We start from the raw sequence: 12957 nt of genomic DNA, 5'->3' as shown, positions 1-12957 counted from the left end.
AATGGTATAAATGGGCTTAAGTTTTACTTAGGTAGTAAAAGGGTTTAGTAAAGTAACTTTTTAGTTGCTGTTTAAAATTAATTTTTACTAAACCTTTAAAATCTTTCTTGTAACATATTGTCATCATAAAAAAGCAGGATACTACAGGATGCCCATTAAAAATATACTCTTTACATTCGACATGAATCAATTAATTATTGCTATCTGGCCAATAATTGAGATTTGCTAACCAATTACACATAATGAGCCTCTTTTACGCCAACCTGGTATTGACTATGTTTTTTTGTAGATCATTTGTGGGCAAAATTTCTGTTTACATGATTGATAAAAACATATGAACCTAAAAAAATATACTTTGCTGGGTATTTTAAGTGCAATAACATTTTGCAGTTTGGCTCAGCAAAAAGCAGAACCGGTTAGTGGCAGTCAGAAATCAATTAAGCTTTTTTTTGAAAAGTCTTACCTGCAGGTAGATCGCGGTTATTACAGTACCGGTGAAGATATTTGGTTCAGTGCCTACCTGGTAAACGGAAAAAGCAGCAGTTTAACAGCTACCAGCAATAATTTGTATGTAGAGTTGCTTTCTCCAAAATCAGAAATTATAGATCGAAAAATGATCCGTTTAAATGGCGGACTTGGCAAGGGCGATTTTAAATTAAAAGATTCCATTCCATCGGGCTGGTATGCCATTCGGGCTTATACGAACTGGATGCGGAATTTTGGAGATGATTTTGTGTTCCAAAAACGGATCCACATCAGCAACAACATCATCGAAAATGCTTCGTACTTTACCCGTAATCCTGCAAATAAAACTGATGGCAATGCACTTAAAAAGTCGATTGCTTTTTTTCCTGAGGGAGGCTCTTTGGTTGAAGGTTTATCCAGTATTGTTGCCTTTAAAACAAATGATGATGCCGGTAATGGTGTAAAAGCCACAGGGAGTATCATTTCATCAAAAGGAGATACGGTAACCACTTTTCAGAGTACTGAAGCAGGTATGGGTATTTTTGCTTTTACCCCTAAGGCGGGCGAGAAATATCGGGTTGAAGGCGCTTATGGCAAAGAAAAATTCTCTTCAAATATGCCTTTAATTCTTCAAAAAGGACTTTCGCTTCATGTAACATCAGATTCTCTGACCATTAAAGCTACAATTGCGGCGAATGGACCTAGTTTTAACGAATTGAAAGATAAAACCATTTCAGTGGTGATTAAACATGCGGGCGACAATATTTACTCTGGTGCTGTAAAGCTGAGTAAAGCTTTAGTATCGGTTTCAATACCCACAAAGGGCTTCCCGAGTGGTATTTCTATCATTACACTGCTGGATGAGGCTGGAAGGCCAAACTGCGAAAGATTGATTTTTATACAGGATGAAAACAAAGTAAATCTTCTGCTCACGCCCGGCAAAGCAGTTTATAAGCCACGCGAAAAAGTTATAATCCAGGTAAAAGCAACAAATTTTTTAGGGCAACCAGCCAAAACATCATTTTCACTGGCTGCTGTAGATGGGCTTGTGCCTGATGATGGAAATGATATCATCTCCTACCTCTTGTTGCAATCAGAAATAAAAGGAGAAATCAAAAATGCTGCACAGTATTTTGATCTTAAAAATCCATCGCGCTTAAAGCAGCTTGATCTATTACTACTCACCCAGGGCTGGAGAGATTACCTATGGAAAAAGCTGGCCGATTCAACAATAAAAATCAGTTATCTGCCAGAGCCGGGTATAACCATAAAAGGCTTGGTGCGTGAAAAATTAGGTAATAAACCGCTTCCGAACATGAATATTACCCTATTTGGATCTAATTTTATGGGAAATAAACTTTATACCACAAAAACTGATCAGGAAGGCCACTATTTTTTAGATGGGTTAAGCTGGTACGGCAACCAGGCGGTAAAAATATCTTCTAAAGATGATAAAGGCAAAAAAGGAGGCTGGTTGCAGATTGATACCTTAATTAAACCCTTAAATATTAGTTTGCTAAAGGAGATTGATGCCGGGATTCCGAATACGTTAAATGCTGAAATTGGTAAACGTATGGATTACAACCGTAAGTTTAAGTTTGGTGATTCAATTTCTTTAAATGATATCGAAATAAAGGCAAATGCAGGCAAAAAATTATTGTTATTTAACGAAACCTTATCAACTTTCGGCTATCCCGACCAGGTTTTTAACATTACAGCTGCAGATTATTCTTATAAGGGATTGGAACATTTTTTATTAACAAAAGCCAACGGAGCGCAAACTATAGATGATTTGGACAGTACAGGTGGTGAAGGAGTTGCTTTTTTATCGAACGGTAAAAAAGTAAGACCGCGCATTTTGATCAATAACAGGGAAGACCTTTTTGAGCGACTTGATTATTACAGTTTAACTATGGATCAGATCAATCAGCTTACTGTAAGGCATTTGGTTAACAGCGAAGCGAAAGATGTTTATGTGATCAGCCTAAATTTAAAAGATGAAGCACTCCGCGGATCGAATTTAGATTTGCTTAACATTAATTTAAATGGTTACTACACGGCCAGAACTTTTTATGCGCCTAATTACAATAGTCCGGCTACACAGAATAAAGATTTGCGTACCACGGTTTTTTGGGCGCCATCGGTAAAAACCAACGAGAATGGCATGGCAACCATCACCTATTTTAATGGCGACAATAAAACCAATATTATAATAAAAGCTGATGGAATTACCGATAAAGGCGTGGCTGTATCGGCCAAAGCTGCATATAAAGTACAATAATCACCCGAATGATAAATCAACAATATTACTTAATTAAGAGGCGATATAAGTTATGAAAACCAAAACCATCGTCATTTTATGTTTTATCGTAAGCTTTTTTGTGTCGGCTCCGCTTTTCGCCCAACGGCAAATGGAAAAGTTGGGCAGGGGCCTGGTTGCCATACGCCAAAATACCGATTCTGTTTATATAGGATGGCGTATGCTGGGTACCGATCCTGATGATATTGCCTTTAACCTATACCGCAAAACCGGAAATGGAGCTGCGGTTAAACTCAATCGCGAGCCGATCTCCGAAAGCACCAATTTTATAGATAGAGGAGTTAAATTTGACCTTCAGAACAGTTATTTTGTAAAACCAATTTTAAACGGTCACGAATTAGAAGCCAGTAAAAGCTTTACATTGGCTGCCAAATCGCCAATTGAGCAATATTTAACTATTCCTTTAAAAACTCCTGCAGGTTATACCCCTAATGATGCTTCTGTGGGTGATTTGGATGGAGATGGTGAATATGAGATAGTATTGCACCAAACCGGGCGCGGGAGAGATAACTCCTCAAACGGATTAACCGACCCCCCGATTTTTCAGGCCTATAAACTGGACGGAACTTTTTTATGGGAAATTAATTTAGGCAAAAACATTCGCGAAGGGGCACATTATACCCAGTTTATGGTGTACGATCTGGATGGCGATGGCATAGCCGAAATGGTATGCAAAACCGCTGATGGAACTGTAGATGGTAAAGGGAAAGTAATTGGCGATTCGACTAAAGACTGGCGCAACCAGAACGGTAAAATATTAGATGGCCCTGAATTTTTAACCGTATTCAGCGGTAAAACCGGTGAGGCTTTGGCTACTGCCGATTATATTCCGGCCCGTGGTGATATTGGGGCTTGGGGTGGCAAAGGTGGTAATGGTAAAAACGACAATACAGGTAACCGGGTTGATCGATTTAATGCCTGTGTAGCTTATTTAGATGGTGTACACCCAAGTGTTGTGATGTGCAGGGGTTATTATGGCAGAACGGTTTTAGCCGCCTGGGATTGGCGGAAGGGTAAATTAACTTCGCGTTGGGTATTTGATAGTAAAGATGGTAAAAACCCATTTTCTGGTCAGGGAAATCATAACCTCACCGTTGCAGATGTAGATGAGGATGGTAAAGATGAAATTATTTACGGTTCGATGTGTGTAGATGATAATGGAAAGGGGTTGTATACCACAGGCTTACGGCATGGCGATGCCATTCATGTTTCCGATCTCGACCCTGAACACCCTGGTTTGGAGGTTTTTGGCGTACATGAAATAGAAGAAGGAACTAAAGGCCCAGGTGCTGCTGTTTACGATGCCAGAACAGGAGAAATATTATGGAAAGGATCGCAGGATGAAGATGTTGGCAGGGGAGTGGCCGATAACATTGATAATACCCGCTTGGGCGCACAAATGTGGTGGTCGGGATCGAACGGATTATATGATATTAAAGGGAGCAGGATCGGCAATCAACCACGATCTACTAATTTCTTAATCTACTGGGATGGCGATTTATCAAGAGAACTTTTAGATGGCAACCATATTGACAAGTATAATGGCGGACGGCTTTTTACAGCAGATGGTGCAGTTGCTAACAATGGAACCAAATCTACGCCGGCCTTAAGTGCTGATATTTTTGGCGATTGGCGCGAAGAGTTGATTTTAAGATCGTATGATAACCAGAGCTTGAGGATTTATTCCACAACCATCCCCACAACGCACCGCAATTATACCTTAATGCACGATCCGCAGTACCGTTTAAGCATTCCCTGGCAAAATGATGGCTATAACCAACCGCCACATACTGGCTTTTATTTCGGTTTCGGAATGAAAAAGGCCCCTAAACCACGCATTATATTAATAGAGCCTAAAAAATAAATGATTCTATAGCACATTATGAAAATATACCGGTTTTATATCCTTTCTTTTATCATATTACTAAACTTTACTGTTGTATTTGCACAAACATTAAAAGAACAAGCAAGAATAATTACGCCTTTCGATCAGGATTGGGCTTTTAATCTTGGAGATGCCCAGGGTGCAGAAAAGTCTGACTTCGATCAGTCAAAATGGAGAAAATTGAATGTTCCGCACGATTGGAGCATTGAAGGTGCTTACGATAAAGCAAATTTAACGGCACGTGGTGGAGGCTATTTACCTTCGGGAATTGGTTGGTACCGTAAAAGTTTCAATCTTGATGAAAGTTTTGCAAAAAAGAAAGTAACGATAGAATTTGATGGCGTAATGGCCAATAGCGAAGTATGGATTAATGGCTTTTATTTGGGCAAACGGCCTTACGGTTATATCAGTTTCAGCTATGATTTAAGCAAGCATTTAAATTTTGGTAAAGGTAAAACAAATGTAATTGCGGTTAAGGCTGATAATACGGTACAACCAGCATCGCGTTATTATACTGGCGCAGGAATTTACAGGCATGTGCGTTTAGTGGCAACAGATGCCGTTCATATTGCAGATTGGGGAGTTTACATTACCACGCCAGATGCTACTGCTCAAAAGGCTACAGTTAAGGTAAAAACAAACGTGCTGAATGAATCTGGTCAAAGTGCGCAGGTTATGGTAGAAACATCTGTTCTGGATGCCACAGGGAAGGTTGTTAAAACGGCGCAAAGCAAACAAACAATTGCTCCTGGAAAAAATGCCAGTGTAGAAGAAAGTATTGTAGTTGCAAACCCGAAACTTTGGAACCTCGAAACGCCCGATCTTTATCAAACTTTAACAAAAGTAACCCTTAACGGAAAAGTTGTAGATGATCAATTGAACAGGTTTGGCATCAGGGCTTTCAGGTTTGATGCGGCGACTGGATTTTGGTTAAATGGCAAAAATTTTAAGTTAAAAGGTGCATGTTTACATCATGATGGTGGTGCTGTGGGCGCAGCAGTACCTTTAAGTGTATGGAAATTCCGCTTAGCACGTTTAAAGGAAGTTGGCATTAATGCCATCAGAACGGCACATAATCCTGTTGCCCCTGAGTTTTTGGATCTGTGCGACCACATGGGCTTTTTAGTGATGGATGAAACCTTTGATACCTGGAATTCGGCAAAAAATAATGGAGAAAAAGGCTACAACAGATTTTTTACCGAATGGTGGGAACGCGATACCCGCGATATGGTAATGCGCGATCGAAATCACCCGTCTATTGTAATTTATAGTGTAGGAAACGAAATTCATGACGATTTAAACAGCGCCGAAGGGTTTAAAAAATATAAAGATCAGCAAGATCTAGTTCATCAGCTCGATCCAAGCCGTCCGGTTACAATGGCACTTTTCCGACCAGCCAATTCGAAGGTTTATACCAATGGTTTTGCCGAAACTATGGATGTTGTCGGCCAGAATTATCGCGAAAATGAGTTGGTGGCCCTGCACAATCAAAAACCGAATCTAAAAGTAATCGGTACAGAAAATACACATGTAATACAACAATATTTAGCCCTGCGCGATAATCCTTTTATGGCAGGCCAGTTTCTGTGGACGGGTTTTGATTACCTTGGAGAAGCCGATTGGCCTCAAATTACTAATGGCCAGGGATTATTTGACAGGATTGGCAGTTGGAAACAGCAAAGTTTGCAACGCCAAAGCTGGTGGTCAGATCAACCTGTGGTACACATTGTGCGCAAAGAAGATAATGCAGGTGCTGGTGACTGGATTAACAACTGGACACCTACCGATTTTGATACATATGATGATGCAAAAGTTGCCGTTTATAGCAATTGCGAAGAGGTAGAACTCTTTTTAAACGAAAAATCGTTAGGGAGTAAACCAAAGCCAGCTGATGATTCGCCACGTTTGTGGGATGTAACTTTCGAAAAAGGCAGTATTAAAGCAGTAGGTAAAAATAAAGGTAAGGTAGTTACAACAGAAGAGCTTAAAACTGCTGGTGTACCAGCTAAAATTGTACTCTCAGTTGATAAAAACAAAATCGGCAATACCTGGGATGACGTGGCTTTTGTAACGGCAAAAATTTACGATGCAAATGGCAATATCTGCCCAAATGCCGATCAATTGATCAAATTCACGATCACAGGTAGTGGAGTTATTGATGCTGTTGATAATGGAAATATTAACAGTCATGAAATGTATAAAGCTACACAACGCCATGCTTATAAAGGTGTTTGTATGGCTTTTATTAAGGGTAATGCGCCTGGCAACATCGAGGTTAAGGCTTCGGCAGATGGGCTTGATGGTGCTGCGGTAAAATTAGAAGTGATCAGTAAATAACGTTGATCGTCACCCTGAATTTATTTCAGGGTCTATTTTGCAAAGATGCTGAACTAAATTCAGCATGACGATAGGTCGCTTCAAGATCGAATAAATTAAAGCTGTTAAATCAGAAAATAATATTCAGAAATAATTAACATTAATAATAATGAAATTAACACCCATAAAACTACTTGCAGCGTTTTCCATAATATTTTTGGCTTCTGCATTTATTAAAACCGATAAACCCGCCCTGCACACCATTGGCGATTCTACCGTTCGCAATTCCAATAAAGAAACCTGGGGCTGGGGAACGCCGATCGCTTCACTGTTCGATACCACAAAAATCCATGTAGAAAATAATGCCATGGCCGGAAGAAGCACGCGTACTTTCCTATCAGAGGGCAGATGGGATAAAGTATTGGAAACCTTAAAACCAGGCGATTTTGTTACCATGCAATTCGGGCACAACGATGGAAGTGTTCCTGATACTACAAAAGCGGGCAGAAGGGGTGTATTGAAAGGCACTGGTGAAGAAACCAAAGTATTAACCTGGCCAGATGGAAAGGTAGAAACTGTACACACCTATGGCTGGTATATCCGCAAATTTGTGCGCGAAACCAAAGCGAAAGGAGCTACGCCGATTGTACTGTCGATGATTCCGAGAAATATTTTTAAAGATGGTAAAGTGGAACGTGCCGATAAAGATTTTGGTAAATGGGCTGCTGAAGTTGCCAAACAAGAAGATGCATTTTTTATAGACCTGAATAAAATAACAGCCGATAAATACGATGCTCTGGGCCCTGAAAAGGTGAAACTTTATTTCCCTGGCGACCATACCCATACCAATTTGGAAGGTGCAAAAGTTAATGCGGCATCGGTTGTAGAAGGCATTAAAGCATTAAAAGACTGTAATTTAAAAAAATATCTAAAAGACTAGAAGTCGGAGGTCAGAATTCCGATGTCAGGAGAAACCTCGTAGGTTTTAAAAACCTGCGAGGTTTGAATAAACTAAAATATGTGTAACCACTTAATAACATGAAATCAACTCAATCATACCTACACCTAATTCTCTTAACCACTTTTATTATTTTTTCTTCCTGCATCATTTTAAAACAGCGGGCGAAGCCTACCTTATTCCTGATCGGCGATTCGACCGTTAAAAATGGAAAGGGCAAAGGCGATGGTGCTTTATGGGGCTGGGGGAGTTTTATCGGAGACTTATTTAATACCGAAAAAATCAATATTGAAAACGATGCACTCGGTGGCACCAGCAGTCGTACCTTTCAAACCAATGGCTTATGGGATGCTGTTTTAACAAAGGTAAAAAAAGGAGATTTTGTGATGATGCAATTTGGGCATAACGATAGCAGTCCGCTTGATGATACTGCCCGTGCCCGTGGTACCATAAAAGGTATTGGTACAGAGAGCAAAGAAACTTATAACCCGATTAAGAAACAGAAGGAGGTGGTTTATACCTATGGCTGGTACCTGCGTAAATTTATTAACGATATTAAAGCCAAAGGCGCAACAGCGATTGTATGTTCGTCTATTCCACGAAATCCGGTTAAAGATAATGCGGTTGTTTTAGCTACAGATAGTTATGCTGGATGGGCAGCAGAAGTTGCAAAAGCAGAAAAAGTAGATTTTATTCCATTAAACCAGATTATTAAAGATAAATATGCCGCTTTAAGTGCAACTGAGGTAAAAACATTTTTTACTGAAAAAGACCATACCCATACCAACGAAGCAGGCGCAAAGTTAAATGCTGCTGCTGTTGTAGAAGGCCTTAAAAAATTAAAAAACAATAAGCTGAATAACTATTTAAAATAAACCGGAGCAGGATGCTACAGGATGCTTTCGTGCCAATATTGTTTTATTTTAACAGCCTAACCAAATACCAACGGTATTAAACCGTAAAATTTTATGCAGATACAGGTTAACCAAATTTTTAAAGTGCTGATAGGCATTGCTTTTATATTTTTGAGCATCATACAAACACATGCCCAAAGCATTTCACTTGCAGGCAAATGGCGATTTAAAATTGATGCTAAAGATGAAGGCATAAAAGGAAAATGGTATTCAACTATTCTTCCCGAATCTGTGAATCTGCCAGGCTCAATGGCCGAAAATTTAAAAGGCGATGATATTACCCTTAAAACAAAATGGACCGGAAGCATTTACGATAGTTCGTACTTTTTTCATCCCCGGTTAGAAAAATACCGTAAGCCAGGTAACCTGAAAATACCTTTCTGGCTTACACCTGCCAAACATTACACTGGTGCGGCATGGTACCAAAAAGATATTCAAATTCCGGCAAACTGGAATGGTAAAAGGCTGGTATTATCTTTAGAATATCCCCATTCAGAAACAAAAGTTTGGATAGATGATGTCGAAATCGGAACCCAATATACCTTTGTGGTTGCGCAAAATTTTGAACTTCCGGCAAATTTAAAAGCCGGTAAACATACCATAACTTTGCTAATCGATAACCGCATTAAAGCGATAAATGTTGGGCAGGATTCGCATAGTTTAACTGATCATACACAAGGAAACTGGAATGGTGTGGTGGGTAAAATGGAACTGTTGGCGGGTTCGCCGGTGTATTTTGAAGATCTACAGGTTTATCCGGATTTAAAACACAAAACTGCAAAGGTTAAAATCCATTTAAAGGCAAATGCCAATCAATCTTCTGCAGGGAAAATTATACTATCGGCAGCAAGTTTTAACACTAAAAATATTTTGCAGGTTAAGCCCGTAACAGCCGCTTATCAACTTACAAATGGCGAAGGAAATTTAGAAATTAATTTGCCCATGGGTGATAAAATAGCCACCTGGGATGAATTTGATCCGGCATTGTATCGTTTAACAGCTACTTTACTATCAAAAGATGGCAAAAAAGATCAAAAAAAGGTGCAATTCGGGATGCGTGAGTTTAAAGCTGTAGGCAGAACTTTTGAAATTAACGGTCGGCCGGTTTTTTTACGCGGTACGGTTAACAATTGTGAATTTCCGTTAACAGGTTATCCATCAATGGATGTTGCAGCATGGATACGCATTTTTAAAATTTCGAAAGCCCATGGATTAAACCACATGCGTTTCCATTCTTTTTGCCCACCAGAAGCTGCTTTTATTGCGGCAGATCAGGTTGGTTTTTACCTTCAGCCAGAAGGCCCTAGTTGGGCCAACCACGGTACATCTATCGGGGATGGTAAACCGATCGATCAGTTTATCTACGATGAAACCAACCGCATGACTAAGAGCTATGGCAACTATGCATCTTTTTGTATGATGGCCTACGGAAATGAACCACGTGGCAAACAGGTAGAATACCTCACCAAATTTAACAATTATTGGAAAGCTAAAGATTCGAGGCGATTGTATACTGGGGCATCGGTTGGTGGCAGCTGGCCGGTAATTCCGAACAACGAATATATGGTACGTGCAGGGGCAAGAGGTTTAGATTGGGGCAGGAAACCAGAAAGTATTTCTACTTATGGCAAACAGATTGAACAGTTTACAGTCCCTTTTGTAGCGCATGAGATGGGACAGTATTGTGCATTCCCGAATTTTGATGAAATAAAAAAATACACAGGTGTGTATCGTGCTAAAAACTTTGAGATGTTTCAGGAAGATCTTAAAGACCACGATATGGCCGATCAGGGCCACGATTTTTTAATGGCTTCGGGTAAATTGCAGGCACTTTGTTATAAAAATGAAATCGAGAAAGCATTACGCACACCAAATTATAATGGTTACCAGTTATTGTCGTTAAATGATTATCCAGGTCAGGGAACGGCACTTGTAGGTGTTTTAGATGCCTTTTGGGATGAAAAAGGTTATATTACGGCCAAAGAATTCAAGCGTTTTTCTAACAGTACCGTACCTTTATTAAAAGTTTCGAAATTTGTTTTTACCAATAACGAAACCTTGGAAGCTTCGGTAGAGGTATCACATTTTGGAAAAGCACCGATTGAAAATGCAACACTATCCTGGACATTGAAAGATGCAAACGGAACCAATGTAGCCAATGGTAATTTGCCTGCAATTAGGTTAGCCATTACAAACTGCATTGCCATCGGCAGCATTAAAGTGCCTTTAAATAACATTACAAAAGCAACTAAACTGAAACTGGAGGTCGCCATTGATGGAACTGAGTTTGCCAACGATTGGAACTTTTGGGTTTATCCCGTACAACTGCCTGAGGTTAAAAGCAATGTATATTATTGTACCAGTTTAGATGAAAAAGCCCAGGCGGTTTTGGCCGATGGAGGAAATGTTTTTCTTAATGCAGCTGGCAAAGTAGTAAAAGGAAAAGAAGTGGTGCAAACTTTTTTGCCAGTTTTTTGGAATACCTCGTGGTTTAAAATGCGCCCGCCACATACTTTAGGCATTTTATGCGATCCAAAACATGCAGCATTTAACAACTTCCCGACTGATTTCCATAGCGATATGCAGTGGTGGGAAATTGTAAACAAATCGCAGGTAATGAACCTCGAAGATTTTCCTTCAGGATTTAAGCCCATTATTCAGCCAATAGACACCTGGTTTTTAAACCGCCGTTTGGCAATGGTTTTCGAAGCAAAAGTGGGCAAGGGGAAGTTGGTGGTTTCGAGTAGCAACCTCTCTCCTGAACTAAAAGATGCTCCTGCGGCTCAACAACTTTACTTTAGTTTGCTGCAATACATGAATTCTGCACAATTTAACCCAAAATACGAGGTGGCCTTTAATACCATCAAAGATATCTTCGAAAGTCCGTCGAAAATTCAGTTCGATACCTTTACAAAAGATAGTCCGGATGAGTTAAAACCTAAATCCAATTAATTAAAAAGCGAAATACCATGAAGAAATTTTTATTCACCTCCGCGATAATTTTCAGTATATCTGTTCAGTTGCTTTTTGCGCAGAAAATTCCAAATAAAAAGGAGGTTTTAAAAGTACTAAAACTTACGAATGCTTATTTCATGAACAAGTGGCCTGATGCCGGGAAATCAATTATTACCAATAGAGAACGGCCAAGCAACATCTGGACGAGGGCTGTGTATTACGAAGGGTTGATGAATCTTTATAAAATCCATCCCGAAAAAGAATTTTACGATTATGCCGTTCAATGGGGCCAAAAACATAATTGGGGCTTAAGAAATGGCATTGCCACCAAAAATGCCGACGACCAGGCCTGTGGACAAACTTACATCGACCTATACCTGATTGATAAACAACCAGAACGCATTAAAGACATTAAAGCTTCGATCGATTTGGTAATAAAATCGGGCCGGGTAAACGATTGGACCTGGATTGATGCCATCCAAATGGGTATGCCTGTTTTTGCTAAACTTGGTAAATTATACAACGATACTACCTATTACAATTACATGTACAAAATGTATATGCATTCTAAAAATACCGAAGGTGGTGGTTTGTATAATGCGAAAGATGGCTTGTGGTGGCGCGATAAAGATTTTGTGCCTCCTTATAAAGAACCAAATGGCGAAGATTGTTATTGGGCCAGGGGAAATGGATGGGTTGTGGCCGCATTGGTACGTGTGCTCGAAATTATCCCTGAAAATGAGGCCCACCGGAGCGAATATTTAAAAACCTACAATGAAATGATTAAAGCCTTGGTGCCCGTACAACGCGCTGATGGTTTTTGGAACGTAAGTTTACACGATTCTACTCATTTTGGTGGTAAAGAAACATCAGGCACAGCTTTATTTGTATATGGCATGGCCTGGGGCGTAAATCAGGGAATTTTAGATAAAGCCACATACCTGCCGATTATTACCAAAGCATGGAATGCCATGACGAAAGATGCCGTCCAAAAAAATGGTTTTATAGGTTTTATGCAAGGAACAGGTAAAGAACCAAAAGATGGGCAGCCGGTAAGTTACACCAGTGTACCCGATTTTGAAGATTATGGTTTGGGTTGTTTTCTATTGGCCGGAACTGAAGTTTATAAGCTTAAGAAATAATG

General features: G+C 39.7%; 7 protein-coding genes. All 7 read left to right on the top strand.

The window, feature by feature from the left end; all coding sequences use genetic code 11:
- Positions 1-334: 334 nt before the first annotated feature.
- The gene (locus ASE74_RS06980; RefSeq protein WP_055906199.1) at positions 335-2746 is read left to right on the top strand and encodes a carboxypeptidase-like regulatory domain-containing protein; all 2412 of its coding nucleotides are present in this window, start codon (positions 335-337) and stop codon (positions 2744-2746) included.
- 52 nt (positions 2747-2798) lie between these two features.
- On the top strand, positions 2799-4649 hold the full coding sequence (locus tag ASE74_RS06975) for a rhamnogalacturonan lyase (RefSeq protein WP_055906197.1): 1851 nt from the start codon (positions 2799-2801) through the stop codon (positions 4647-4649).
- An 18-nt stretch (positions 4650-4667) separates the two neighbouring features.
- Positions 4668-7007, top strand: coding sequence for a sugar-binding domain-containing protein (locus ASE74_RS06970; protein WP_055906194.1), 2340 nt, complete (start codon positions 4668-4670; stop codon positions 7005-7007).
- A 148-nt stretch (positions 7008-7155) separates the two neighbouring features.
- On the top strand, positions 7156-7926 hold the full coding sequence (locus tag ASE74_RS06965) for a rhamnogalacturonan acetylesterase (RefSeq protein ID WP_055906192.1): 771 nt from the start codon (positions 7156-7158) through the stop codon (positions 7924-7926).
- A 98-nt stretch (positions 7927-8024) separates the two neighbouring features.
- A complete protein-coding gene (locus ASE74_RS06960) occupies positions 8025-8819 on the top strand; it encodes a rhamnogalacturonan acetylesterase (protein WP_055906189.1) in 795 nt (264 codons plus the stop codon).
- Between the two features lie 93 nt (positions 8820-8912).
- On the top strand, positions 8913-11810 hold the full coding sequence (locus tag ASE74_RS06955) for a sugar-binding domain-containing protein (protein WP_055906186.1): 2898 nt from the start codon (positions 8913-8915) through the stop codon (positions 11808-11810).
- Between the two features lie 17 nt (positions 11811-11827).
- Complete coding sequence (locus ASE74_RS06950; protein ID WP_055906183.1) at positions 11828-12955, top strand: glycoside hydrolase family 88 protein; 1128 nt, start codon at positions 11828-11830, stop codon at positions 12953-12955.
- Positions 12956-12957: the final 2 nt, after the last annotated feature.

The organism is Pedobacter sp. Leaf216 (genome assembly GCF_001421515.1).
In the GTDB taxonomy this organism is placed as follows: Bacteria; Bacteroidota; Bacteroidia; order Sphingobacteriales; family Sphingobacteriaceae; genus Pedobacter.
Note: the sequence above shows the minus strand (reverse complement) of the source record. Positions and strands in the feature narration are given on the sequence as shown.

Bases quoted from the DNA above. Each gene is read 5' to 3' on its own strand.
- ASE74_RS06970 (WP_055906194.1), top strand. From the start codon at position 4,668: ATGAAAATATACCGGTTTTATATCCTTTCTTTTATCATATTACTAAAC.
- ASE74_RS06980 (WP_055906199.1), top strand. From the start codon at position 335: ATGAACCTAAAAAAATATACTTTGCTGGGTATTTTAAGTGCAATAACA.
- ASE74_RS06975 (WP_055906197.1), top strand. From the start codon at position 2,799: ATGAAAACCAAAACCATCGTCATTTTATGTTTTATCGTAAGCTTTTTT.
- ASE74_RS06950 (WP_055906183.1), top strand. From the start codon at position 11,828: ATGAAGAAATTTTTATTCACCTCCGCGATAATTTTCAGTATATCTGTT.
- ASE74_RS06960 (WP_055906189.1), top strand. From the start codon at position 8,025: ATGAAATCAACTCAATCATACCTACACCTAATTCTCTTAACCACTTTT.
- ASE74_RS06965 (WP_055906192.1), top strand. From the start codon at position 7,156: ATGAAATTAACACCCATAAAACTACTTGCAGCGTTTTCCATAATATTT.
- ASE74_RS06955 (WP_055906186.1), top strand. From the start codon at position 8,913: ATGCAGATACAGGTTAACCAAATTTTTAAAGTGCTGATAGGCATTGCT.